The sequence below is a fragment of the Streptomyces sp. NPDC048392 genome, assembly GCF_043200575.1.
In the GTDB taxonomy this organism is placed as follows: Bacteria; Actinomycetota; Actinomycetes; order Streptomycetales; family Streptomycetaceae; genus Streptomyces.
On record NZ_JBICYB010000004.1, the window covers coordinates 294,682 to 320,237 of the forward strand.

At 73.0% G+C, this 25,556-nt stretch carries 20 protein-coding genes and 1 pseudogene; 8 read left to right on the plus strand and 13 right to left on the minus strand.

The window, feature by feature from the left end; translation table 11 throughout:
• Positions 1–80 precede the first annotated feature (80 nt).
• The 6 genes and pseudogenes from ACGFYH_RS09735 to ACGFYH_RS09760 form a co-directional block, all read right to left on the minus strand.
• A pseudogene (locus ACGFYH_RS09735) lies at positions 81–308 on the minus strand (SIP domain-containing protein); the annotation flags it as partial.
• 19 nt (positions 309–327) lie between these two features.
• Entirely contained in the window at positions 328–1,380 is a 1,053-nt protein-coding gene (locus ACGFYH_RS09740) for an ABC transporter substrate-binding protein (RefSeq protein ID WP_393802584.1), read from the minus strand.
• A gap of 127 nt (positions 1,381–1,507) precedes the next feature.
• Positions 1,508–2,668 carry an acyl-CoA dehydrogenase family protein gene (locus tag ACGFYH_RS09745; protein ID WP_393802585.1) on the minus strand — a complete coding sequence of 387 codons (1,161 nt, stop codon included), beginning with the start codon at positions 2,666–2,668 and terminating at the stop codon, positions 1,508–1,510.
• A 5-nt stretch (positions 2,669–2,673) separates the two neighbouring features.
• Positions 2,674–3,621, minus strand: coding sequence for a hydroxymethylglutaryl-CoA lyase (locus ACGFYH_RS09750; protein WP_393802586.1), 948 nt, complete (start codon positions 3,619–3,621; stop codon positions 2,674–2,676).
• The gene (locus tag ACGFYH_RS09755; protein WP_393802616.1) at positions 3,618–5,576 is read right to left on the minus strand and encodes a biotin carboxylase N-terminal domain-containing protein; all 1,959 of its coding nucleotides are present in this window, start codon (positions 5,574–5,576) and stop codon (positions 3,618–3,620) included. Before ACGFYH_RS09755 ends, ACGFYH_RS09750 begins: the two co-directional genes overlap by 4 nt.
• 37 nt (positions 5,577–5,613) lie before the next feature.
• Positions 5,614–7,230, minus strand: coding sequence for a carboxyl transferase domain-containing protein (locus tag ACGFYH_RS09760; protein WP_393802587.1), 1,617 nt, complete (start codon positions 7,228–7,230; stop codon positions 5,614–5,616).
• A gap of 97 nt (positions 7,231–7,327) precedes the next feature.
• Here ACGFYH_RS09760 and ACGFYH_RS09765 point away from each other — a divergent pair, with 97 nt between their 5' ends.
• The 4 genes from ACGFYH_RS09765 to ACGFYH_RS09780 all read left to right on the plus strand — a co-directional run bounded on the left by ACGFYH_RS09765 (position 7,328) and on the right by ACGFYH_RS09780 (position 11,125).
• A complete protein-coding gene (locus ACGFYH_RS09765; protein WP_393802588.1) occupies positions 7,328–7,960 on the plus strand; it encodes a TetR/AcrR family transcriptional regulator in 633 nt (210 codons plus the stop codon).
• Between the two features lie 134 nt (positions 7,961–8,094).
• Entirely contained in the window at positions 8,095–9,252 is a 1,158-nt protein-coding gene (locus ACGFYH_RS09770; protein WP_393802589.1) for an acyl-CoA dehydrogenase family protein, read from the plus strand.
• Between the two features lie 19 nt (positions 9,253–9,271).
• Positions 9,272–10,144: an acyl-CoA thioesterase gene (locus ACGFYH_RS09775; protein ID WP_393802590.1), complete on the plus strand. Its 873-nt coding sequence runs from the start codon at positions 9,272–9,274 to the stop codon at positions 10,142–10,144.
• Positions 10,145–10,150: 6 nt separating this feature from the next.
• Positions 10,151–11,125, plus strand: a complete 975-nt coding sequence (locus tag ACGFYH_RS09780) for a cation diffusion facilitator family transporter (RefSeq protein WP_393802591.1) — start codon at positions 10,151–10,153, stop codon at positions 11,123–11,125.
• A 31-nt stretch (positions 11,126–11,156) separates the two neighbouring features.
• On the opposite strand, the gene ACGFYH_RS09785 is transcribed toward ACGFYH_RS09780, so the two are convergent.
• Both ACGFYH_RS09785 and ACGFYH_RS09790 read right to left on the minus strand, forming a co-directional pair.
• Entirely contained in the window at positions 11,157–11,945 is a 789-nt protein-coding gene (locus tag ACGFYH_RS09785) for a phosphatase (RefSeq protein ID WP_393802592.1), read from the minus strand.
• A 74-nt stretch (positions 11,946–12,019) separates the two neighbouring features.
• Positions 12,020–13,531, minus strand: a complete 1,512-nt coding sequence (locus tag ACGFYH_RS09790; protein ID WP_393802593.1) for a PucR family transcriptional regulator ligand-binding domain-containing protein — start codon at positions 13,529–13,531, stop codon at positions 12,020–12,022.
• A gap of 176 nt (positions 13,532–13,707) precedes the next feature.
• On the opposite strand from ACGFYH_RS09790, the gene speB reads away from it, so the two are divergent.
• Both speB and ACGFYH_RS09800 read left to right on the plus strand, forming a co-directional pair.
• Positions 13,708–14,697, plus strand: coding sequence for an agmatinase (gene speB / locus ACGFYH_RS09795; RefSeq protein WP_393802594.1), 990 nt, complete (start codon positions 13,708–13,710; stop codon positions 14,695–14,697).
• On the plus strand, positions 14,694–16,379 hold the full coding sequence (locus tag ACGFYH_RS09800; protein WP_393802595.1) for a thiamine pyrophosphate-binding protein: 1,686 nt from the start codon (positions 14,694–14,696) through the stop codon (positions 16,377–16,379). Before speB ends, ACGFYH_RS09800 begins: the two co-directional genes overlap by 4 nt.
• A gap of 4 nt (positions 16,380–16,383) precedes the next feature.
• Here the strand turns inward: ACGFYH_RS09800 and ACGFYH_RS09805 are convergent, their stop codons facing one another.
• The 5 genes from ACGFYH_RS09805 to ACGFYH_RS09825 all read right to left on the minus strand — a co-directional run bounded on the left by ACGFYH_RS09805 (position 16,384) and on the right by ACGFYH_RS09825 (position 20,875).
• Positions 16,384–17,220 carry an endonuclease I family protein gene (locus tag ACGFYH_RS09805; protein WP_393802596.1) on the minus strand — a complete coding sequence of 279 codons (837 nt, stop codon included), beginning with the start codon at positions 17,218–17,220 and terminating at the stop codon, positions 16,384–16,386.
• 153 nt (positions 17,221–17,373) lie between these two features.
• The gene (locus ACGFYH_RS09810; RefSeq protein WP_393802597.1) at positions 17,374–17,751 is read right to left on the minus strand and encodes a hypothetical protein; all 378 of its coding nucleotides are present in this window, start codon (positions 17,749–17,751) and stop codon (positions 17,374–17,376) included.
• A gap of 298 nt (positions 17,752–18,049) precedes the next feature.
• On the minus strand, positions 18,050–18,721 hold the full coding sequence (locus ACGFYH_RS09815) for a hypothetical protein (RefSeq protein WP_393802598.1): 672 nt from the start codon (positions 18,719–18,721) through the stop codon (positions 18,050–18,052).
• Between the two features lie 264 nt (positions 18,722–18,985).
• Positions 18,986–19,525, minus strand: a complete 540-nt coding sequence (locus ACGFYH_RS09820) for a hypothetical protein (protein WP_393802599.1) — start codon at positions 19,523–19,525, stop codon at positions 18,986–18,988.
• Between the two features lie 978 nt (positions 19,526–20,503).
• Positions 20,504–20,875: a hypothetical protein gene (locus ACGFYH_RS09825; RefSeq protein ID WP_393802600.1), complete on the minus strand. Its 372-nt coding sequence runs from the start codon at positions 20,873–20,875 to the stop codon at positions 20,504–20,506.
• Between the two features lie 486 nt (positions 20,876–21,361).
• On the opposite strand from ACGFYH_RS09825, the gene ACGFYH_RS09830 reads away from it, so the two are divergent.
• Positions 21,362–25,102, plus strand: a complete 3,741-nt coding sequence (locus ACGFYH_RS09830) for an ABC transporter ATP-binding protein (protein ID WP_393802601.1) — start codon at positions 21,362–21,364, stop codon at positions 25,100–25,102.
• A 119-nt stretch (positions 25,103–25,221) separates the two neighbouring features.
• A partial coding sequence (locus ACGFYH_RS09835) for a hypothetical protein (RefSeq protein WP_393802602.1) occupies positions 25,222–25,556 on the plus strand: 335 nt, incomplete at its 3' end.

Below are 25,556 nucleotides of genomic sequence, written 5' to 3' on the forward strand. Positions count from 1 at the left end.
AGGTTAGCCTAACCTAAGTGGATCGGTCGAGCGTATGCCCGTGCGTGACCGCCGTCGCGGGCGGCTCGTGCGCGCGGTCGTCAGCCCCGCTCGCGGAGCTGTTCCTCCGTCAGGGCCCGGCGCCAGTGGCCGGCGAAGGTGACGCGCCGGTGGTCGATGCCGCGCTCGCCCACGCGGCGCCGGCGCAGCCGCCTGACGCGGCCGGACTCGCCCGCGATCCGGACGCGGGGGTGTCCGGCGGGCGGCGGCTGGGCGTCGCGGAGGGTGGCGAGGGCCGTCTCGGGGCCGTCGGCGAGGTCCCCGAGGAGAGGGCCGCGCGGGGGAAGGTCAGCCGACCTTCTTGGCGTTCTCGATCGCCTCGGCCAGGTTGTCCAGCAGCGGCGTGCACTTGTCGTAGGACAGGATCGGCTCGGGGGAGCGGGCGATGACCTGGCCGGCCCTGACCGCGGGCAGCTTCTTCCAGGTGCCCTCGGTGATGTCCGCGGGCTGGATGGTGGAGGCGCGGTCGTCCATGATGATGACGTCGGCCGGGTACTTGTCGACGTTCTCCCAGCTCAGGCTCTCGAACCAGCCGCCGGTCGCCTTCTTGGCCTCCTCGGAGGGCTCCACGAAGTTCACGCCGAGGGCCTTGAAGTACTCCAGGTCCACCGAGAGGTTGGTGCCGGAGACGTAGAACAGGTCGGGGCTCGCGGAGCCGGCCAGCACCCGGATCTCGGGCCTGGCCTTGGCGGCCGCGCGCAGCCGGGCGGCGGCCTTGTCGAAGGCGGCCTTGGCGTCGGTGGCCTTCTTGGCCTTCATGTCCGCGCCGAGCGACTCGGCCAGCTCCCACATGCGCTGGAGCGGCTGGGTGAGCCGGCGGTCGAAGACGGAGATCGCCACGCTCGGGGCGAGCTCGGCGATCTTGTCCTTGGACTCCTCCGGGACGGACCAGAGGGTGCCCGCGGTGTCGAACGTCGTGGTGATGAGCACCTCGGGGGCGAGGGACGCGTACTTCTCGACGTTGAACTTGCCCCACTCGTTGCCGAGGACGGTGACCTCGTCCACGTCGAGGTCGCCGGCCTGTACGTCGGGCTTGCCGTCCTCGGTGGTGGTGGGCCCGAAGACGCCCTTGACCCGGACGCCGTAGTCGAAGAGGGCGGCGGCGACACCGGTGAAGGCGACGATGTTCGTCGGCACCTCGTCCAGCTTCACGGTCGTGCCGCGGTCGTCCTCGAAGGACCAGGGGCCGGACTTGGCGGCGCCGCCGCCCGACCCGTCGCCCGAGCCGCCGCTCCTCGCGTCGTCGTCCCCGCAGGCCGCGAGCACGGCACCGAGGCCGAGGGCGCCGCCGGCGGCGAGGATTCCGCGGCGGGTCGGGTGGGTGGCGCTGGCGTTGGACATGGTGGTGGCTGCCTTCGAACGGTGCGGGCGTCGCGTCCGCGGGACAATTCGAAGGTAGGTTAGCCTAACCTCAGATCATGCGCAGGGGCGGGGTCCGGTCCCGGCCCCGCCCCGCGTCGTCCGGGCCTCAGCCCGCCAGCCCCAACTCCCTTGCGATCAGCATCCGCTGGACCTCGCTGGTGCCCTCGCCGATCTCCAGGATCTTCGCGTCCCGCCACATGCGGGCCACCGGGTACTCGTTCATGAACCCGTAGCCGCCGTGGATCTGGGTGGCGTCCCGGGCGTTGTCCACCGCGACCGTCGACGAGTACAGCTTCGCCAGCGCCGCCTCCTTCTTGAACGGCTCGCCCGCCACCAGCCGCGACGCCGCGTCCCGCCAGGCGAGGCGGGCCGTGTGGGCCTTCATCTCCATGTCGGCGATCTTGAACTGGATGGCCTGGTTGGCGCCGATGGGCCTGCCGAAGGCGTGACGTTCCTTCGCGTAGGAGACGGACTCGTCCACACAGCCCTGTGCGAGCCCCGTGCCCAGCGCGGCGATGGCGACCCGGCCCTCGTCCAGGATGCGCAGGAACTGCGCGTAGCCGCGCCCCAGCTCGCCCAGCAGGTTCGCCGCCGGGACCCGGACGTCGGCGAAGGACAGCTCACGGGTGTCCGACGCGTTCCAGCCGACCTTCGAGTACGGGGCGGCCACCGTGAAGCCCGGGGTGCCCGACGGGACGATGATCGACGAGATCAGCGGACGCCCGTCCGGCTTGCGGCCGGTGACCGCCGTGACCGTCACCAGGCCCGTGATGTCCGTGCCCGAGTTGGTGATGAAGCACTTGGTGCCGTTGATGACCCACTCGTTCGTGGCCTCGTCCAGGCGGGCCGTCGTGCGCGTCGCGCCCGCGTCACTGCCGCCGTCCGGTTCGGTCAGGCCGAACGCGCCCAGGATCTCGCCCGAGCACAGCCGGGGCAGCCACTCGCGCTTCTGCTCCTCGGTGCCGAACAGGTGGAGGGGCATCGCGCCCAGCGAGACCCCGGCCTCCAGCGTGATCGCCACCGACGAGTCGACCCGGGCCAGCTCCTCCAGGGCCACGCCCAGCGCGAAGTAGTCGCCGCCCATGCCGCCGTACTCCTCCGGGAACGGCAGCCCGAACAGACCCATGCGGCCCATCTCGCGGACGATCTCGTACGGGAACTCGTGCCGCTCGTAGAAGTCGCCGATCTTCGGCGCCACCACGTCGTGCGCGAACTGTTCGACGGTGCGGCGCAGTTCTTCCAGTTCGGGGGAGAGCTTGTGGTCCATGTCGTTCACTGCTCCTGGTGGGAGAGGGCTCGTACGGTGCGGGACGGGCTCGGTCGGCCCAGGTGCGCGGCCATCCAGACGCTTGTGGCGACGAGACGGCCGAGGTCGACTCCGGTGTCGATGCCGAGACCCCGCAGCATCCACACGAGGTCTTCGGTGGCGAGATTGCCGGTGGCGGACTTCGCGTACGGGCAGCCGCCGAGCCCGCCGGCGGAGGCGTCCACCGTGGTGACGCCCTGCTGGAGCGCGGCCAGCGTGTTGGACAGGGCCTGGCCGTAGGTGTCGTGGAAGTGCACGCCCAGCGCCGGCACGGGCACGTCCGCGTCGGTCAACGCGGTGAGCAGGGCCGTCACGTGCCCCGGGGTCGCCACGCCGATGGTGTCGCCCAGGCTCAGCTCGTCGCAGCCCATGTCCAGCAGGGCTCTGCAGACCCGAACCACCTGGGGGACGGGTACCGGGCCCTCCCAGGGATCGCCGAAGCACATCGAGAGATAACCGCGGACATGGACGTCGCGCGCCTTGGCCCGGGTCACCACCGGCTCGAACATGGCCAGCGCCTCGTCCACCGTGCGGTTCAGATTGGCCTTGGCGAAGGACTCCGTGGCGCTGGCGAAGACCGCGACGCGGCGGGCGCCGAGCGCGAGGGCCCGGTCCAGGCCGCGTTCGTTCGGCACCAGTACCGGAAGCGACACCGGCAGGCCGGAGACCTGCGGGTACAGGTCCTCGGCGTCGGCCAGCCGGGGGACCCACCCGGGGTGGACGAAGCTCGTCGCCTCGATGGTGGTCAGGCCCGTGCCGGCCAGCCTGCGGATGAACTCCGCCTTGACGGCCGTCGGGACGGTGGCCTTCTCGTTCTGCAGTCCGTCGCGCGCACCGACCTCGTGGACACGGACGCGGGCGGGCAGTCCGTTCGCCGGTACGGGCATCGGGAGGCCCAGCTCCGGGGTGTTCATGTCGTCTCCTCCCTCTCGTCGGTGGGTGCGATGACCGCCAGCACCTGGTCCATGGCGACGGTCGTGCCCGGTGCCACGTCCAGCTCGGCGACGGTGCCGGCGTGCGGGGCGGAGATGACGTGCTCCATCTTCATCGCCTCCACCACCAGCAGGCTCTGGCCCGCGCTCACCTCGTCGCCGACGGCGACCTTCACCACCGTCACCGTGCCCGGCATCGGCGCGGTCAGCGAGTCGGCGCCCGCGTGGGCGGCCCGGTCGAGGGAGGCGGCGACCGGGTCGTGGTCGCGCACCTGCCAGGCGTCGCCGTCGCGGCCCAGCCAGTCGGCGGCGCGGTGGAAGGTGTGCCGGACGCCGTCCAGGGTGACGGCGACGCGGTCCTCGGTGACGGTGTGGGTGCCTCGCGGGGTGTGCGTGACGGGTTCGAGTCCCGGCGCACGCAGCGCGAACGCGACCGGCTTCGGCTCGCCCCCGGTGCGCCAGCCGCTGGGCACCGAGAACGGGTCCGTCCAGCCGTCGCCGCGCGGGCGCAGCGCGTCCAGCCGTACGGCCGCCGCCGCCTCGTACACCTCCTCCGGTACGTCCGTGGCGACCAGGCCGTCGACCTCGCGCTCCACCAGCCCCGTGTCCAGCTCGCCCGCCACCACCGCCGGGTGCGCGAGCAGCCGCCGCAGGAACCCGGCGTTGGTCGGCACGCCCAGGGTGACCGTCCCGGCGAGGGCCGCCCGGAGCTTGCGCAGCGCGGTCTCCCGGTCGGGGCCGTACGCGATCACCTTGGACAGCATCGGGTCGTACAGGCTGCCGACCTCGGTGCCCTCGCTGAGCCCCGAGTCGGTGCGCACCCCGTCGCCCTCGGGCTCGCGCAGCCGCAGTACCGTGCCGCCGGAGGGGAGGAAGCCGCGCGCGCCCTCCTTGACGGACACGGTCTCGGCGCACAGTCGGGCCTCGATGGCGTGCCCCGTCAGCCGGACGTCCTCCTGCCCGAACCCGAGCGGTTCGCCCGCCGCCACCCGCAGCTGCCACTCCACCAGGTCCAGGCCGGTCACCAGCTCGGTCACCGGATGCTCCACCTGGAGGCGGGTGTTCATCTCCATGAAGTAGTACTGGGAGGGGTCGCCGCCCGGCACGATGAACTCCACCGTGCCGGCGCCCCGGTAGCCGCAGGAGCGGGCCGCCTGCACGGCCGCCGCGCCCATCGCCGCCCGCGTCGCCTCGTCCAGGAGGACGCTCGGCGCCTCCTCGATCACCTTCTGGTGCCGGCGCTGCAGCGAGCACTCGCGCTCGCCCAGGTGCACGACGTTGCCGTGGCCGTCGGCCAGGACCTGGATCTCGATGTGCCGGGGACGGTCGACCCACCGCTCCACGAGCAGCGTGTCGTCGCCGAAGGAGGCGCGGGCCTCGCGGCGGGCGGCGGCGATCTCGTCGGCCAGCACGGCCGCGTCGCGCACCAGCCGCATGCCCTTGCCGCCACCGCCGGCGGAGGGCTTCAGCAGCACCGGCATCCCGATCTCGCGCGCCGCCCCGGCCAGCTGCTCGTCCGTGAGCCCGCTGCCGCTGCTGCCGGGGACGACCGGCACCCCGGCCGCCTTCACCGTCTCCTTGGCGCGGATCTTGTCGCCCATCAGGGCGATGGCGTCGGCGCCCGGCCCGATGAAGACCAGCCCCGCCTCCTCGCAGGCCCGCGCGAAGCCGGCGTTCTCGGCGAGGAAGCCGTACCCGGGGTGGACGGCCCGCGCCCCCGTCCGGGCCGCGGCCTCCAGCAGCCGCTCGACGGAGAGGTAGCTCTCCGCCGCCGGTGCCGGACCGATCCGTACCGCCTCGTCGGCCTCCCGCACGTGCCGCGCGTCCGCGTCGGCGTCGGAGAAGACCGCCACCGAGCGCACGCCCATCGAGCGCAGCGTCCGCATGACGCGCACCGCGATCTCACCGCGGTTGGCCACCAGTACCGTGTCGAACATCGAGCTCCCCATCGCGCTTCCCATCGAAGTCCCCTCCTCACATCCGGAAGACGCCGAACCGGGGCTCGCCCAGCGGCGCGTTGGCACACGCGGTCAGGGCCAGGCCCAGCACCTGCCGGGTGTCGGCGGGCTCGATCACGCCGTCGTCCCACAGGCGGGCGGTCGCGTAGTAGGCGTTGCCCTGGCGCTCGTACTGGGTGCGCACCGGCGCCTTGAAGGACTCCTCCTCCTCGGCCGGCCACTCCTCGCCCCGGGCCTCCAGCTGGTCCCGCTTGACCGTGGCCAGTACGGACGCGGCCTGCTCGCCGCCCATCACGGAGATCTTGGCGTTGGGCCACATCCACAGGAAGCGCGGCGAGTACGCCCGCCCGCACATCGAGTAGTTCCCCGCGCCGTACGAGCCGCCGACGACCACCGTCAGCTTCGGCACGCGCGTGCACGCCACCGCCGTCACCATCTTGGCGCCGTGCTTGGCGATGCCACCCGCCTCGTAGTCCCGGCCCACCATGAACCCGGAGATGTTCTGCAGGAACACCAGCGGGATGCCGCGCTGGTCGCACAGCTCGATGAAGTGGGCGCCCTTCTGGGCCGACTCGGCGAACAGGATGCCGTTGTTGGCGACGATCCCCACCGGGTGGCCGTGGATCCGGGCGAAGCCGGTGACCAGGGTCTGCCCGTACTCGGACTTGAACTCGGCGAACCGGGAGCCGTCCACCACGCGCGCGATGACCTCGCGCACGTCGTAGGGGGTGCGGGAGTCGACCGGCACCACGCCGTACAGCCCCCGCGGGTCGGCCTTCGGCTCGACGACCGGCTCCACGCCCCAGGGGAGCGGGCCGCGTTCCGGCAGGGTGGAGACGATCTGCCGCACGATGCGCAGGGCGTGCGGGTCGTCCTCGGCCAGGTGGTCGGTCACGCCCGAGACCCGGGAGTGGACCTCGCCGCCGCCCAGCTCCTCCGCGGTGACCACCTCACCGGTGGCCGCCTTCACCAGCGGCGGACCGCCCAGGAAGATCGTGCCCTGGTTGCGGACGATCACCGCCTCGTCGCTCATCGCCGGAACGTACGCCCCGCCCGCCGTGCAGGAGCCGAGGACGGCGGCGATCTGCGGGATGCCGGCGCCGGACATCCGGGCCTGGTTGTAGAAGATCCGCCCGAAGTGCTCGCGGTCCGGGAAGACCTCGTCCTGCATCGGCAGGAAGGCACCCCCCGAGTCGACCAGGTACAGGCACGGCAGCCGGTTCTCCAGCGCCACCTCCTGCGCCCTGAGGTGCTTCTTCACGGTCATCGGGTAGTACGTGCCGCCCTTGACGGTGGCGTCGTTGGCGACGATCACGCACTCCCGGCCGCCGACCCGCCCGATCCCGGCGATGACGCCGGCGGCCGGGGCCTGTCCGTCGTAGAGCCCGTCGGCCGCGAGCGGCGCCAGTTCCAGGAACGGCGAGCCCGGATCGAGCAGCGTGTCCACGCGGTCGCGCGGCAGCAGCTTGCCGCGCGCGGTGTGCCGGGCCCGCGCCCGCTCCCCGCCGCCGAGCCGGGCCGCGGCCAGCTTGGCGCGCAGCTCCCGAACGAGGACGCCGTGCGCTTCCTCGTTGGCCCGAAAGGCCTCGGACGCGGGATCTGCCGCCGTCGTCAGCTCCGGTGCCTCGTGCATCCTGCGGTCCCCTCACCCAGTGGTCGACCAGTTAATGAGCGTTAACGCGTTTCCTTCAGGTTAACGACCGCTAACCTCCCTGTCTAGAATCGACTCCATGGCCACCAGAACCGACGCCCCCACCCGCCGCGAGCAGATCCTCAAGGAGGCCGCCCGGCTCTTCGCCGAGCGCGGCTTCCACGGGGTCGGCGTCGACGAGATAGGCGCCGCGGTCGGCATCAGCGGCCCCGGTCTCTACCGGCACTTCCCCGGCAAGGACGCGATGCTCGCCGAGCTGCTGGTCGGGATCAGCGACTCGCTGCTCACCGGGGCGAAGCGGCGGCTGGCGGAGGCCGGGGGGACGGCCGGCTCCGGGGCGCGCGCGGGTGCCGGGGCGGTGGGCCCCGGGGCGGTCCTCGACTCGCTCATCGAGGGGCACATCGACTTCGCGCTCGACGACCGTCCGCTCATCACCCTGCACGACCGCGAGCTGGACCGCCTCCGGGACGCCGACCGCAAGATGGTGCGGCAGCTCCAGCGGCAGTACGTCGAACTGTGGGTCGGGGTGCTGCGCGAGGTCTACCCGGCGGTCGCCGAGCCCGCAGCCCGCTCCGCGGTCCACTCGGTCTTCGGCCTCCTGAACTCCACCCCGCACCTGGGCCGCCCCGGCTCCCTGCCCGGCCGCGCGGTCACCGCGGCGCTGCTGCACCGGATGGCGCGGGGGGCGTTCGCGGCGGTGGGGGAGGCGTAGCGAGGGGCGCGGGCGGCGCACCGGGGCGGAGGAGTGACGAGGGTTACCCGCCTCGCGGTCTGGACGCCCCTGACTACCCGCCGGTACGGTTGAGTCTGAGCAAGCGCTTAGATACATATCCTGGAGGTGGCGCGGTGCGCCGTACGGTGTTCAACGAGGACCACGAGGCGTTCCGGGAGACCCTGCGCGCCTTCATCGAGGCCGAGGTCGTCCCCGTCTACGACGAGTGGTTCGCCGCGGGCCAGGCGCCGCGCGACTTCTACTACAAGCTCGGCGAGCTGGGCATCTTCGGCATCAACGTGCCCGAGGAGTTCGGCGGCGCGGGCATGGACAGCCACAAGTTCGAGGCCGTCCTCTACGAGGAGACCGCCCGCGCCGGCGTCCAGTTCGGCGGCTCCGGCGTCCACGTGCTGCTCGCCCTGCCCTACATCAACATGCTGGCCACCGACGAGCAGAAGAAGCGCTTCCTGCCGAAGTTCGTCAGCGGCGAGGAGATGTGGGCCATCGCGATGACGGAGCCCGGCACCGGCTCCGACCTCGCCGGCATGAAGTCCACCGCCAAGCTCTCCGAGGACGGCACCCACTACGTCCTCAACGGCGCCAAGACCTTCATCACCGGCGGTGTGCACGCCGACCGGGTCATCGTCTGCGCCCGCACCGCCGCGCCCACCCCCGACGACCGCCGCCACGGCATATCCCTGTTCGCCGTGGACACCAAGTCCGAGGGCTACTCCGTCGGCCGCAAGCTGGACAAGCTCGGCCTGCGCACCTCCGACACCGCCGAGCTGGCCTTCGTCGACGTCAAGGTCCCCGTCGAGGACCTGCTCGGCGAGGAGAACAAGGGCTTCTCCTACCTGGGCCACAACCTGGCCTCCGAGCGCTGGGGCATCGCCTTCGGCGCCTACGCGCAGGCCAAGGCCGCCGTCGCCTTCGCCAAGAGCTACGTCCAGGACCGCACCGTCTTCGGCAAGCCGGTCGCGCACTTCCAGAACACCAAGTTCGAGCTGGCCGCCTGCCAGGCCGAGGTGGACGCCGCCGAGGCCGTCGCCGACCGCGCCACCGAGGCCCTGGACGCCGGTGAACTCACCCCCGCCGAGGCCGCCAGCGCCAAGCTGTTCTGCACCGAGGTCGCCCACCGCGTCATCGACCGCTGCCTCCAGCTGCACGGCGGCTACGGCTACATGAACGAGTACCCGATCGCCCGCCTGTACGCGGACAACCGCGTCAACCGCATCTACGGCGGCACCAGCGAGGTCATGAAGATGATCATCGCGAAGAACATGGGCCTGTAGACCGCGAAGTCTCCAGGACATGAGCGAAGCACTCCAGTCCCTCCTCGACCTGCTCGACCTCGAGCGGATCGAGGAGGACATCTACCGCGGCCGCTCCCGGTCCGCCGTCGTCCCCCGCGTCTTCGGCGGGCAGGTCGCGGCCCAGGCCATGGTCGCCGCCGGCCGCACGGTCCCCGCGGACCGGCACGCGCACTCCCTGCACGCGTACTTCCTGCGTCCCGGCGACCCGGGCGCCCCCATCGTCTACAACGTCGACCGCCTGCGCGACGGCCGCTCCTTCACCACCCGCCGCGTCGTCGCCGTCCAGCACGGCAAGCCGGTCTTCACCCTGTCCGCGTCCTTCCAGACGTACGAGGAGGGCCTCGACCACCAGGCCCCGATGCCGTCCGCGCCGGACCCGGCGGCCCTCCCCACCGGCGAGGAGCGGCTGCGGAGCTATCCGCACCTGCCCGCCGAGACCGTGGAGCGGTTCCTGCAGGCGCGGGCCGCGGTCGACCTGCGCTACGTCGACGACCCGCCCTTCGGCGACTTCGGCACCCCGCGCGAGCCGCACTCCCAGGTGTGGTTCCGCACCAACGGCAAACTCGCGGACGACCCCCTGCTGCACGTCGTCCTCGCCACCTACGTCTCCGACATGACCCTCCTCGACTCGGTCCTGCTCGCGCACGGCCGCGGCGGCTGGGCCGTCGGGGACGTCGTCGGCGCCTCGCTGGACCACGCCATGTGGTTCCACCGGCCCTTCCGCGCCGACGAATGGCTGCTGTACGACCAGCAGTCGCCGTCCGCGTCCGGCGGCCGGGGCCTCGGCCAGGCCCGCATCCACACCCAGGACGGGCGGCTCGCCGTCTCGGTCGTCCAGGAAGGCGTGGTGCGCGTCCCCCGGGAACACTGAAGGGACATGACGGAACCCGCGAACGAGAAGTCCGGCGGCGGCGACAGCACCTTCACGGTGCTCGTCGCCGCCTTCGCCAATCTGGGCATCGCCGTCGCCAAGGCGGTCGCCGGCGTGACCAGCGGCTCCAGCGCGATGCTGTCCGAGGCCGCGCACTCGGTCGCCGACACCGTCACCGAGGTGCTGCTGCTGACCTCGCTCACCCGCAGCGTCCGCCCCGCCGACGAGGACCACCCCCTCGGCCACGGCCCCGAGCGCTATGTCTGGGCGCTGCTCGCCGCCGTCGCCACCTTCGTCGGCGGCGCCGTCTTCTCGCTCTACGACGGCATCCACACCCTCACCCACGGCGAGGACCTCGGCGACCCGCTGGTGTCGTACATCGTCCTGGCCGTCGCCTTCGCGCTGGAGGGCTACTCGCTGCGCACCGGCCTGCGACAGGTCCGCGGCGAGGCCGCCCACCACCGGGTGTCCTTCGGCCGCTACCTGCGCCGTACCCCCGACACGGCCGTGAAGGTCGTCGTCATGGAGGACTCCGCCGCACTGGCCGGCCTGCTGCTGGCCGCGGGCGGACTGCTCGGCGGGCAGCTCACCGGCTCCGCCGTCTGGGACGCCGTCGCCTCGCTGTGCATCGGCGCCCTGCTGCTGTACGTCGCCTGGGTGCTGGGCCGCTCCAACGCCGAATTCCTCGTCGGCCGCCCACTGCCGCGCACCGTGCGCGAGCGCATCCGGGCGGAAATGGTCGCCGTCGAGCACATCGAGGCCGTGCTGGAGCTGACCACGCTCGTGCAGGGGCCGCGGGAGGCGCTGGTCGCCGCCAAGGTCGACTTCCGGGACGTGTCGACGGCCGCGCAGATCGAGTGGGCCTGCGAGCGGGCCGAGCAGCGGCTGCGCGAGGAGTTCCCCGTCGTGCGGCGCGTCTACCTGGACCCGACGCCCGGGTTCGCGCAGCGCCGCTCGGAGGGACTGAACCCCTGGCCGTGAGTGACGGTGCCGAGTCGCCGGGCCCGACGGGCTACTTCAGCCCCGCCTCCGTCAGCAGGTACGCCGTCATCGGGTCGTAGTGGCGCGGGCTGACCACGTGGTCGTCCAGCGGCACCGCCACCTGCAGGGTGCCCTCGGACTCGGCGAGGAAGAGGGCCGGGTCGTTGCAGTCCGCGTAGCCGACGGAGTCCACGCCGTGCTGGGCGGCGCGGCCGGCCCAGCCGTGATCGGCGACCACCAGGTCGGGCAGCGGGCGGCCCGCACGTTCCAGACCGGTCAGGACCGCCTTCATCGGCTCACCGGAATGGGTGTGCCACAGCGAGGCGCCGTGCTCCAGCACCGAGACGTCCGCGAACTGCTGGACGTACCCCTCCTCCGTCGTCAGCCCCTCCGGGATCACGACGATCTCGCAGCCGGCGGCGCGCAGCGCGGCGGCCGTGGCACGGTGCACATCCAGCAGCCCGCCCGGGTGGCCGGTCGCGAACAGCACCCGCTGCCCGCCGTCGGCGGCCTTGCGCAGCCGCCCCGCCATCCGCTCCAGCGCGGACACGGTCAGCTCCGGGTCGATGGTGTCCTGGCCGTACCGGTACTCCGGGTCGTCGTTGACGCCGACCCGCTCGGCCATCACCGCGAGCACGTCCTGCTCGTCGCTCCAGCGGTCGCCCAGCTCCAGGCCGAGCCAGAAACCCCGGTCGCCGTTGGCCAGTTTCCGGTAGTGGGAGAGGTTGTTCTCGCGGGGCGTGGCGACATCGCCCGCGATACGCGTTCTGACGAGGTGTTCGGCGAGTTCGGCGCGGCTGGGTGTCCCGGGTATCGGCATGGCTCCATTGTGAGGCAGCCGCCGGTGCCCGTCTCCGCCATGTCGCCCGCTGGGACGTGGGTCACGCGCCCGGCTCACGTCCGCCGCAGAGCGAACCACAGCTCCATCCGGACGTCCGGGTCGTCGAGGTCCGCCTCCAGCAGTGCCGCGCAGCGGGCGATGCGCTGCCGGACCGTGTTGCGGTGCACGGACAGCGCCACGGCGGTGCGGTCCCAGCTGCCGTGCAGGGAGAGCCAGGCACGCAGCGTCCCGGTGAGCGCGGGGACGTCGGCGAGGGGCGCCAGCAGCGTCCGCGCGTGCGCCTCGGCCTCCGCGTCCGGCACGAGGTCGGCGAACGCGGACCGGTCACCGTGCCGGACCAGTGCCACCCGGGTCGCCCTGGCCCGTGCCAGCGCCCGCGCCGCCTGCACATCGGCGGCCGGCCACTCGGCGGGGGCGACGCGGGCACTGACACCGAGGGTCCAGCCCGGCTGGGCCGCGGGGCCGCTCGCCGGTTCCCGGGACCCGCCCGGCGATTCCGGCCCGGCCGCCACGAGCACCCGTACGACGTCCCCGGCCGAGTCGACCAGCGGGGAGCCGAGGGCCGTGCCCAGCGCCGAGGCGGCCACCGGGTCCGGGGTGCCCGCGGCCGGCCGGGCGTGGACGACGTGCCAGCGGACGGCGCCCTCCGCCGCCCCTGTCCCGAGCAGGGGCACGACCTCCTCGGGGCGGGCGCCCAGCAGCAGCCGTACGAGGGCCGAGGAGCGGGCCGCGCCCGTGCCGCTCCGGTGCTCGCCGGTGAGCAGGGAGAGCAGCACGGCGGCCACCGACGCGATGGTGTGGTCCCCGGGCTCCCGGTGCGGGGCGGCGACGGCGAGGACGAAACCCTGCCCGCTGCCGAGGGCGTACGCGGCGAGACGGGTGCCGGCGACGGTGTCCGTGGCGGTGCTGGGGGCGTGGCCGGTGACGAACCGGGCCAGCTCCGCCAGCGCCCGCCGCACCTCCTCCCCGGGCTCCGGCCCCGCCGCCGCGAGCTGCGCGCCGTCCGGCCCGTACAGCGCCGCCCGTCCGGCCAGCCGGGTGGCCAGCCGGCGCAGTACCGACGGCACCGGGTCCGGACGCGCGGCCGCCGCGGCCAGCCCCCGCTGCGCCTCGGAGACCCGGCGCAGCTCGGCCAGCCTCGCCCGCGCCATCAGCTGCCACACCGCGCGGGCCACGCCCGAGAACGTCGTCCTCGTCGGCACCTCCACCAGCGGCAGCCCGTACGCCTCGCAGGCCGCGACGAGTGCCTGCGGCACGGTGTCGTGCACGGGCGCCAGCCCGAAGCCGAGCGCGGCACCGCCCGCCGCCACGATCCGCGCGACATAGCCGTCGAAGTACGCCGCGCCCGCCCCGCGCGGCACGTGCACCCCCGCCGTCAGCAGCAGCTCGCCGCCCAGCAGGTACGGAAAGGGGTCGGACATCTCCGAGGTGTGCGCCCAGTGGACCGTCACCTCCGCGGCCGGGGGCCCGGCGATCAGGCGCAGGCCCAGGTCGCCGCGCGAGAGCAGGGCCGCGAGGGACACCGGCGGAGTGGGAGGTGCGGACGGGACGGCCGGCTCCTGCATCGTGGACGTTTCCTCTGTTCATGGGGCCCCGTATGGATGAAACGTACACTTCGCAGTCGGTTTCCGGCCACCTATCGTCGAGCTGGCCCCGGGGACGGAACTGCCGTTCCCGGGCCCCCAGTACAGTCGGACACCAGTAGTACATACGCGACGAAGCGTAAGAAGGAAGGCAGTGCATGAGCAGCAACGAGACGCCCCGCGGTCCCGTCGACTCCTCCCGGATCCCGCGCTACGCCGGACCCGCGACCTTCGCCCGGCTCCCGCGCCTGGACGAGGTCGGCGCCGCCGACGTGGCCGTCGTGGGCGTGCCGTTCGACTCGGGCGTCTCCTACCGCCCCGGCGCACGCTTCGGCGGCAACGCCATCCGCGAGGCCTCCCGCCTGCTGCGCCCGTACAACCCGGCGCAGGACGCCTCCCCCTTCGCCCTCGCCCAGGTAGCGGACGGCGGCGACATCGCCGTGAACCCCTTCCACATCAACGAGGCCGTCGAGACGGTCGAGGCCGCCGCCGACGACCTCCTCGGCACCGGCGCCCGCCTGATGACCCTGGGCGGCGACCACACCATCGCCCTCCCGCTGCTCCGCTCGGTCGCCAAGAGACACGGCCCGGTCGCCCTGCTCCACTTCGACGCGCACCTGGACACCTGGGACACCTACTTCGGCGCCGAGTACACGCACGGCACCCCCTTCCGGCGCGCGGTCGAGGAGGGCGTCCTCGACACCTCCGCGCTCTCCCACGTCGGTACCCGCGGCCCGCTGTACGGCAAGAAGGACCTCACCGACGACGAGAAGATGGGCTTCGGCATCGTCACCTCCGCCGACGTCTACCGCCGCGGCGCCGACGAGGTCGCCGACCAGCTCAGGCAGCGCATCGGCGACCGCCCCCTGTACATCTCCATCGACATCGACTGCCTCGACCCCGCCCACGCCCCCGGCACCGGCACCCCCGAGGCCGGTGGCATGACCTCCCGCGAACTGCTGGAGATCCTGCGCGGTCTGGCCTCCTGCAACCTGGTGTCGGCCGATGTCGTCGAGGTCGCCCCCGCCTACGACCACGCGGAGATCACGTCGGTCGCCGCGTCCCACACCGCGTACGAACTGACCACCATCATGAGCCGCCAGATCGCCCGGGCGCGTGCCACGGACCAGGAGACCGAGACCAAGTGACCCACGACCACGACCTGGTGCTCCGTCCGACCGCCGCCCAGACGGAGGCCGCGCTGAACCCTCCCCCCGGCCGCACCGGCGGAGACCTGGTCGTGGAGACCCTGGCCGGGCTCGGCGCGACCACCGTCTTCGGCCTGCCCGGCCAGCACGCCCTCGGCCTGTTCGACGCACTGCGCCGCTCCGACCTGCGCTACATCGGCCTGCGGGTGGAGAACAACGCCGGTTTCGCCGCGGACGCCTACGGCCGCATCACCGGCGAGGCGGCCCCGCTGCTGCTGTCGACCGGCCCCGGCGCGCTCACCTCCCTGGCCGCCCTCCAGGAGGCGCGGGCGGCGTCCGCTCCCGTCCTGGCGATCTGCAGCCAGGTCCCCACCGCGGGCCTCGGCGGCGGCCGCCACGGCTACCTGCACGAACTCCCCGACCAGGCCGCTTCTTTCCGGGGCGTGGTGAAGTCCGTCCACACCGTCCGCACCCAGTCCCAGATCCCGTCCGCGATCGCGGAGGCGTGGACGTCGGCGCTGACCGTCCCGCACGGCCCGGTGTGGGTGGAGATCCCGCAGGACGTGCTCCTGTCCGAAACGGCGGTCCCGGTGGTGACGGGCGGCGACACCTTCCCCGAGGAACTGCCCCCGCGCCCCGAACTGACTGCGGTGGCCGCCCACCTGCTGTCGGATGCGCGACGCCCCGCGGTCGTCGCGGGCGGAGGAGTCGTCCGCGCGGACGCGTCGAAGAAGCTGCGGCAGCTGGCGGAGCGGCTGCAGGCCCCCGTCGTCACCACCTTCGGCGGCAAGGGCGCGTTTCCCTGGACGCACCCCCTCTCCCTCCAGTCCTGGCTGGAGGACCGCCACACGACGGACTTCCTGGAGGACGCCGACGTACTCCTCGTGGTCGGCTCCGGCCTCGGTGAACTCTCCTCGAACTACCACACGTTCAAGCCCCGCGGCCGGGTGATCCAGATCGAGGCCGACCTCGGCAAACTGGAATCCAACCACCCGGCCCTCGGTATCCACGCCGATGCCCGCCTCGCCCTCCAGGCCCTGCTGGAGACGGTGGCGGAGCGCACCGACCCCACCGCCCCTGAGCGGGTACGGGCGCTGCTGGACCAGGTCCGCGACCGCATCGCCGCCCAGGAACTCACCCTGGAGCAAGACGTACTGGCGGCAGTCCGCAAGGCCCTCCCGGCCGGCGCCCCCTCCTTCTGGGACATGACGATCCTCGCCTACTGGGCGTGGTCGGCCTTCGACGCGAAGGCTCCCAACACCATGCACTCGGCCCAGGGCGCGGGCGGCCTCGGCTACGGCTTCCCGGCGGCCCTGGGCGCCGCTGCCGCCGACCCCACCCACCCGGTACTGGCGGTGTCCGGCGACGGCGGTGCCCTGTACTCGATCGCCGAACTGGCCACCGCCCGCCAGTACGACCTGAACGTCACCTGGCTCATCGTCGACGACGGCGGCTACGGCATCCTGCGCGCGTACATGACGGACGCCTTCGGGCAGCCGACGGCGACGGAACTGACCCGTCCCGACTACGCCGCCCTGGCCGAGTCCTTCGGCGTCCCCGGCGTGCGCACCTCCCCCGGGGCCCTGGAGACGGACCTCGCGAAGGCGCTCTCCTCACCGGGCCCCTCGGTGGTCGTGCTCCCCGCCGTACTGCGGATGTTCGCGCCGACGCACCTGGGGTGACCGCCTACCAGATCGACTCGACCCATTCCGGGTGGTCGACGAAGGGGTTGCGGTTGTGCTGGTAGGCGTCGTAGATGACCTGGTTGCGGCGCTCCTCGAAGGCGTCCGGCGGATCCTCGTCGCTCCACGCCTTCAGGACGGAGAGTCTGCCGATGTACGGGCTGCTGCCGTTGCCGACGCTGCCGTTGACCTCCAGGTCGGCCCAGCCGTCGCCGCCCTCGTAACGGACGGCCATGTAGAAGATCATGCGGGCCACGTCGCCCTTGACCGCGTCGCGGGGCTCGAAGGAGTCGGAGTCCGTGAGGCTGCCGCCGCCGTTGCTGACGGCGCTGCCGCCGTTGTCGAAGTCCTTGTTGCCGCGGACGCCGTTGACCCGTACGTCCTCGGGACGCAGGTGGTGCAGGTCGGTGCCGGGCCCGGTCGAGGTGCCGAAGCCGCCGTGGGACTTGGCCCACACGTGCTCGCGGTTCCAGTCGCCGGTGTCGCCGCCGTTCAGTGACTTGCTGCGGGAGACGCCCGAGTAGACCAGGATCACGTTGCCGGTGTCGGCGGGGTCCTCGTCGGTGTCCTTCAGCGCGTCCCAGAGCGCCGAGTACGACAGCTTCGTCTGGTCGCTGATGATCGTGTGGAGCGAGGACTTGAGGCTCGTGCCGGTCTTGCCGATCGCGTCCTCGTAGTACGTCGAGTCGTAGTCCGTGGTCGTGGCCGTTGGTGTGGCCGTATGCGCGGCCGTCGTCGCCGTGGCCGGGGCCGCCGTCAGGGAGGGGGTGGCGAGGCCGGCGAGGACGACGGCCGTTGCGAGGGCCGCCGCTTTCCGGCGCCGCGTGCGTATCGCGCGCATGTGGGGTGTCCGATCTACGCGTGTGGAGTGGAGCGGTGGAACGAGCGTGACATGGACATGTAGGAGGTGGGGTGTACGGAGGGTGTCGATTGCGTGAGGGCGGCCCCCGGCCGTGATGGTCGGAGGCCGCCGTGGTGGTTGGTGTGCCGGGGGTCAGTTCGCGTCTGCGGGACCCAGCCGGTAGACGGCCGACGTGCTCCGGGCCTGCGAGCCGGAATCGTCGGCGGAGGCGGAGGCGGAGGCGGAGGCGGAGGCGTCGGACGAGGCGGTGGTGCCGTACTCGCTCTCCTCGACGGCCGTGCCGTGTTCCTGGACCCACTGGGTCACCTCGGAGCTGACCCCGGAGCCGCCGTCCATGCCCCCGTCGCCCACCTGGATGTAGTGCGACTCGCCCTTCCTCACCAGCTCCTTGAGCCTGTCCAGGGTCATCGCCCGGTCGCTGCCGGACCAGCCCCACATGGAGACGACCGGTTCGCCGCTGCTGAGGATGACCGCGCGGCGCTCTGCGAGCTCGACACGGCCAGGAGCCACGTGGCCCCGTCCTGGTGTTCCTTCAGATGGGCGACCAGCTCGGTGCGTGCGCCGCCCGCGCCGCCCATGCCGCCTCCGCCGCCTCCGCCGCCTCCGCCGCCGAAGTTGTCGGCACCGCCCGGCCTTTCGCCCGCGCCGGTGTCGCCGCTCGCCCCGCTGGTCTCGTCGTCGGGCAGCCCGCCGCCGTCGGACGAGTCACGCCGCCCGGCAGTTCGCTCCCGCCGGGGAAGGCGCCACCGCCGGGAACGCCCTGGCCGCCCTGCGGCCGGTGTCGGGCAGCCTGTCGCCGTCGGACGAGTCACGCCGCCCGGCAGTTCGCTCCCGCCGGGGAAGGCGCCACCGCCGGGAACGCCCTGGCCGCCCTGCGGCCGGCCACCCGGCCCCTCGCCGCCTCCGCCGCCAGGGAAGCCGCCCCGGGCACCACCGCCCCCGCCGCCCATGCCGCCGCCGTCGTGGGACCGGCGGTCGGGTCGGTCCCGCCCATACCGCCACCCGAGCCGGACGGTACCGACCAGGCCCACGCCGCCGGGCCCGCGATCCCGGCGACGACGGCCGCGGCCACGGACACCGCCGGCAGCCGCACCCGGCGCCCCGAACGGAAGACGAGCAGCCCGGTGATCGCCAGTGCCATGACCACGGCGACGGCCGGCCACAGCCAGGTGTTCCAGCCGGATGCGCGGCGCAGCGGCACGACCGCCCAGACCCCGGTGACACCGAGGGCGAGCGGCAGCACCCGCACCCACCGCCGGTCGGTGCGGAAGGCCCGCAGCAGCATGACGCCGCCTCCGCCTCCGCCTCCGCCTCCGCCTCCGCACAGCGCCGCGATGCCCGGTGCGAGCGCGGTCGTGTAGTCGGGATGTGTGGTGCCCTCGCCCATGGCGAAGGTCAGGTAGCGCAGGGCCCTCCAGCCGCCCCACGGGACCAGCGCCGCACGCGTCGGGTCGGTGCGGGGCGTCCTGCCGCACAGCACCAGGCCACCGACGAGGGCGATGCCCGCGAAGGGGAGCAGACAGACGAGGAAGACCGCCGGCAGCGCGATGCAGGGCGAGGGTCGCCGGCAGGGCCGGGCGGCGACCGGCGTGGCGCGCCGGGCGCGGGAGACGGCGGTACGGGCGGCTCGGCGGCCGCGTGCAGGGGAGCGGTGGCAGATGTCACCACGTCACCGTGTCGACGGCCGCGATGGGCAGGGGCTGTGCTCCGACTGGGGCGAGTCCCGCGCCTGGTCATTCGGGGGTCACTCGGAGACGGCCGCCCACGGAGCGAGCAGATCGCGCAGCAGGTGGGTGAAACCCGCGTCCAGGGCGTCCTCCCAGTCCCGGTCGCCGACGGCCTCGGGGCACAGGGCCGCGGGACGGGCGATCCACAGGATCTTCCATGGCCGGGAGTGCAGCACCGGATCGCCGTGGATCCCGCCGCGCGGCGCGAGCGGGTGCAGCAGGTCGCCGACGCGCTCCGTCACGACGCGCAGGAGGGGGCCCTCGGTCCTGGTGTGCGCCTTCGCCATCGCGGTGCCCGAGGTGCGGGCGACGGCGGTCGTGGTCGGATGGCGTCGGACGAGGCGTACGACCTGCGTCAGGTGCTCGGTGACGCCCTGGACCGTGCCGTCGCTCGGGTGCGTGCGGGCCGCGGCGTCGAAGGTCTGCGCGAGTTCGACCGTCAGTGCGCGCAGATGCAGCGTGGAGACGGACTTCCAGTTCGAGTAGAGGAAATTGCGCGAGGTCCTGCACGCGCGGGCGATGGCGGCCACGGACACATCCAGGCCATCGGTACGCATGAGAGCGCGGACTGTGCTGATCACGTGCCTTGTGCTGAGGGGGTCGCGGTCGTGCCAGGGGGGCGGGCTCATGGACCCTATGGTCGAGAAAGCGTGAGCACTTGGGGCGTTTTTGTCATGGGGCCACTCGGATGAGCGAGGGGAGGACAGAAAGGGGGGTGGTGTTCACGCTTTTGAGGGGAGGGGCCACCCCCGGCGGCCGTGCTGAACGACGTCCACCCGGGACCTGGGAGCCCCGCACGGGTGTCCCAGCGGTGGACCCGTCCACCACCTCCCCACAACCACCGGCTCGTCGTCGCGGCCGCGGCCGTCGCACCGGTCGGGGGACACGGCCACCGGACACTACGGAGGCGAGGACCGGCGCCACCGTACCGCCCACCTCGCGGGCTGCCCCGCTTCTCCTGCTCGCACTCCCGCTGCCCGCCTCGAAACGACGGAGCCGACGGCGACCGGCTACACCACACACGGCACCCGCATGCGTCGCGGGCGCCACAACCAGCCGAGCCGGTGCGCCCGCCCCGCGCGTACGAGGACGACGCCCTCGTACGCCCCGCCTCCTGGCCCACGAGCGACGCGACGAGACCCGGCGGCAGCGGGCCCGCCGCCGTGGCCCGTGGTGTGCCGTGCACGGCGTCGCCCTCGGGCCGCGGGTGATCCACGGTGTCGAAGTGGCGCGGCGAACGACGACACGCGCGCCGCCCGGCTGCTGCCCCGGGAGGGCTCGGAGGGCGAGCCCTGCCCTCGCTGACCGACGGCGACGGGCCGCTGCCCCGGATGGGGCCGACGTCGTGGAGAGCGCCCCACCGGACATGGCCCGGGACCCGCTGGACCACGCCGCCGGCCTGCCCGCCGACGCGCGGCCTCCCCGCGGGCGCCGCCGGGCGACTCCGCTTCCCGCTGACCCGGATGCGCGAGGCGCTGACGGACCGGCACCGCGTCGCGGAGAGCCGGGGCATGCGGTCGAGCCGGACGCGGAGGTCATCCGAGCACTTTGGGCAGCACCTCCCTGAGGGTCGCCAGCTGAGCCCGGTATCCGGCGTTGAACTCGACCAGTTCGGGTTTGCCGAGGTTGTCCTTGAGGGCGCCCTGCTTCAACGGCACCACCGCGGGCATCGCGCGGAACACCTCGGCCATCGCCTTCGCGTGCCGGCCCTTCTGCACAGCGGTCACCAGGTCCTCGAAGAGGTCGAGCTGCAGAGCCTGGATCCGTTGCCGCGGACTGTCCTTGTCCTTGAACTCGTCCTGCACGGTCGGCTTGGGGCTGCCGGGATCCGCGATGAACTTCAGCACCCGCAGCGTCGCGTACAACCGCCCGGCCGACCTCTGACCGCTTTCCCTCTGCTCTGGCATGGAGCATTCCTTGCCATCCGGACGCCCCCGCATCCCACCTTTCGCGCAGCGGCCGGCTTTCCGTCCATCTCCCCGCCCCAGGGCGACGGACACGCGCCAGAGAACCCTCCGTACCGTCCTCGCCGCCCTCACCGCGGGCCTGGCGGCGGCCGGCTGTCTGACCGCCACCGGACCGGCCGCCGCGCAGGAGAGTCACCGGGAGAACGACTGCTCACCCTCCGTCTCCCGCACCGGCTTCCTCCGACGCCCTCGACAGGGCGACGTACCACGGCACCCACGTCGGCAACCCGACCGTGACCGGCCGTTCCGGGGGCCGCCTGGACGTGCCCGTCGTCAGTGACGACAACCGCAACGACGTACAGACCACCCCCTCCCCAGGCTCCGCGTGCGCGCCCGGAACGCTGCTGCGGGATGAAATCCCCGCTCGCCCGTGTTGGTGCCTTCCGGTAGATCAGGTGAGCAGGACGACCGACCGGAGGGCACGGCGTGGACGCGCAACGGGGATGGGTGCGACGACTGGCGGGGTACGCCTGGCGGTACCCCAAGGACGTCGTCCTCGCCCTCGGGGCCTCACTGGGCGGCATGGCCGTCATGGCCTTCGTCCCGCTGATCACCAAGGTGATCATCGATGACGTGATCGGCGACAAGACCCGGGACATGGCCGTCTGGGCCGGTCTCCTCGTCGGCGCCGCGCTCGTCGTCTACGTCCTGACCTACATCCGCCGCTACTACGGCGGCCGGCTCGCCCTCGACGTCCAGCACGACCTGCGTACCGACATGTACGGCACGATCACCCGGCTCGACGGGCGGCGGCAGGACGAGCTGTCCACGGGGCAGGTGGTCGGGCGGGCGACCAGCGACCTCCAGCTGATCCAGGGCCTGCTCTTCATGCTCCCGATGACCATCGGGAACGTCCTGCTCTTCCTGATCTCCCTGGTGATCATGGCGTGGCTGTCCCCGCCGCTCACCCTGGTGGCGCTGGCCGTCGCCCCCGCGTTGTGGTTCATCGCCCGACGCAGCCGCACCCGGCTGCACCCCGCCACCTGGTACGCGCAGGCGCAGGCCGCAGCCGTCGCCGGAGTGGTCGACGGCTCGGTGAGCGGCGTACGCGTGGTGAAGGGCTTCGGGCAGGAGGACCAGGAGACCGGCAAGCTCAGGGAGGTCGGGCGCAGGCTCTTCGCTGGGCGGCTGCGGACGATCAGGCTGAACGCCACCTACACCCCGGCCCTCCAGTCCGTCCCCGCGCTCGGCCAGGTCGCCATGCTGGCCCTCGGCGGCTGGCTGGCGGTGCGCGGGCACATCACGCTCGGCACCTTCGTCGCCTTCTCCACCTACCTCGCCCAGCTGGTGGGCCCGGTCCGCATGCTCGCGATGGTCCTCACCGTCGCCCAGCAGGCCCGCGCCGGCACCGAGCGCGTCCTGGAGCTGGTCGACACGGAACCGGCCATCGAGGACGGTACGAAGACCCTGCCGGCCGACGCGCCCGCGACCGTCGAGTTCGACGACGTCGCCTTCGGCTACGACTCGGCCGACGGGGAGCCGAGGCCCGTCCTCGACGGGCTCTCCTTCGAGATCCGCGCCGGGGAGACCCTCGCCGTCGTCGGGTCCTCCGGTTCCGGCAAGTCCACGGTGTCGCTGCTCCTGCCGCGCTTCTACGACGTGACGCGCGGCGCCGTCCTCGTCGGCGGCCACGACGTGCGCGAACTGACCCTCGACTCGCTGCGGGCCGCGGTCGGGCTGGTGCCCGAGGACTCCTTCCTCTTCTCCGACACCGTCCGCGCCAACATCGCGTACGGCCGCCCGGCCGCCACCGACGAGGAGATCGAGGCCGCCGCGCGGGCGGCGCAGGCGCACGGGTTCGTCACCGGGCTGCCCGACGGCTACGACACGACCGTCGGCGAGCACGGCCTGACCCTCTCCGGCGGCCAGCGCCAGCGCGTCGCGCTCGCCCGGGCGATCCTCACCGATCCCCGGCTGCTGGTCCTCGACGACGCCACGTCCGCCGTGGACGCCCGCGTGGAGCACGAGATCCACGAGGCGCTGAGGCAGGTCATGCGGGGCCGCACCACGCTCCTCATCGCCCACCGCCGCTCCACCCTGGGCCTCGCGGACCGCATCGCCGTCCTCGACCGCGGCCGGCTCGCCGACCTCGGCACCCACGAGGAACTCCAGGAGCGTTCCGCCCTCTACCGGCGCCTGCTCACCGACCCCGACGAGCTGGGCGGCGTCTCGTCCGGTCACGCGCGCCGAGCGGAACCCGCGGAGGACACCTCGGTACGCGACGAGCTGGACGCCGAGTTCGACGCCGAGCGCGGGGTCACGCCCCGGCTGTGGACCGGCGACCGCGCGCCCAGGGACACCGCGCTCGCCGGCACCCCGGCCACCCCGGAACTGCTCGCCCAGGTCGACGCGCTCCCCCCGGCGGACGGCACCCCGGACATCGACGAGGCTCGGGCGGTCCTGCCCGAGTCGTCGTACGGGCTGCGGCGTCTGCTGCGTGGCTTCCGCGCGCCGCTGCTGATCTCTCTCGCCCTGGTGGCCGTGGACGCGGGCATGGGCCTGCTGCTGCCGGTGCTGATCCGGCACGGCATCGACGAGGGCGTCACCCAGGTCGCCCTCGGCGCGGTCTGGGCGTCCTCGGTGCTCGGACTGCTCGCCGTGCTCGCCCAGTGGACGGCGCAGACCGGCGAGATCCGCATGACCGGCCGGACCGGGGAGCGGATCCTGTACTCGCTCCGTCTGAAGATCTTCGCCCAGCTCCAGCGGCTGGGCCTCGACTACTACGAGCGCGAGCTGACCGGCCGGATCATGACCCGGATGACGACGGACGTGGACGCGCTGTCGACGTTCCTGCAGACGGGACTCGTCACCGCCTTCGTCTCGGTCGTCACCTTCTTCGGCATCATGGTCGCCCTGCTGGTGATCGACGTGCAGCTCGCACTGATCGTCTTCGCCACCCTGCCGCCGCTGATCATCGCCACCTTCTTCTTCCGCAGAGCCAGCGTGAAGGCCTACGAACTGGCCCGGGAGCGGGTGTCCACGGTCAACGCCGACCTCCAGGAGTCGGTCGCGGGGCTGCGGATCGTGCAGGCCTTCCGGCGCGAGCGGGACGGCGGGCGGCGGTTCGCCGAGCGCAGCGACAGCTACCGGCAGGCCCGCATCCGCGGGCAGTGGCTGATCTCGGTCTACTTCCCGTTCGTACAGCTGCTGTCGTCGGCCGCCGCCGCGTCCGTACTGGTCGTGGGCGGCGGGCGGATCGACGACGCGACGCTGACGACCGGCGCGCTGGTGGCGTACCTGCTCTACATCGACCTGTTCTTCGCCCCCGTCCAGCAGCTCTCCCAGGTCTTCGACGGCTACCAGCAGGCGTCCGTCTCGCTCGGCCGCATCCAGGAACTGCTGCGGGAGCCGACCTCGACCCGGGCCGCCGAGAAGCCGTCCGAGGTCACGTCGCTGCGCGGCGAGATCGCCTTCGAGGGCGTGCACTTCGGGTACGGCGGCGGCGACGCGGCGGAGGCCGCCCTGACCGGCATCGACCTGCGCATCCCCGCCGGGCAGACCGTCGCCTTCGTCGGCGAGACCGGTGCGGGCAAGTCGACCCTGGTGAAGCTGGTGGCCCGGTTCTACGACCCGACCGACGGCCGGGTCACGGTCGACGGGCAGGACCTGCGCGCCCTCGACCTCACCTCCTACCGGCACCGTCTTGGTGTCGTCCCGCAGGAGGCGTACCTCTTCCCCGGCACCGTCCGGGACGCCATCGCCTACGGCCGGCCGGGCGCCACGGACGCCGAGGTGGAGGCGGCGGCGCGGGCGGTCGGCGCGCACGAGATGATCGCCACGCTCACGGGCGGTTATCTCCACGAGGTCGCCGAGCGGGGCCGCAACCTCTCCGCCGGGCAGCGGCAGCTCATCGCGCTGGCCCGCGCCGAGCTGGTCGACCCGGACGTGCTGCTCCTCGACGAGGCGACGGCGGCCCTGGATCTGGCCACGGAGGCACAGGTCAACCAGGCCACCGACCGCATCGCGGGACGCCGTACGACGCTCGTCGTCGCACACCGGCTGACCACGGCCGCCCGCGCGGACCGCGTCGTCGTCATGGACGACGGGCGGGTCGCCGAGGACGGCACGCACGACGAACTGCTGGCGCTCGACGGACGGTACGCGCGGCTGTGGCGGACGTTCGTCGGGGCGGCCGAGCCGGAGGAACCGGTCGGCGCGCTGCACTGACGTGCTTGCCCGGTCACTCGCCCGGTCACTCGCGCAACCATTCGACACCTGCCGTATGTCCGTACGTCCGTACGTCCGTACGTCCGTACGTCCGTGATCGTCCTACGGAGGTGGCCGCAGTGGGCCGGGCCCGTGCCGCAACACGCCGTCGGCTGACGCTCGGCGCGGCCGTGCTGAGCGCGGCCGCGCTGCTCGCCGTCGCCATCCCGCAGGAGGCACAGGCCGCCACGGGCTGCCCGGGCCGCAAGGTGCGCACGCTCCACTTCTCCACCGGGTCCGTCCTGGTCTACGAACGCGGCGGTTACGTCTGTGCCGTCACCGTCCCCAAGAAGGCCGGTACGAAGCGGCGGATGTCCGTCGGGACCTGTCCCCGAGTGGTGGACACCTCTGAGCCCGGCCCCGGCAGGGGCCGGGTAGGAGGGATCTCTTATGGTGATGAAGGTCTACTCGCCCG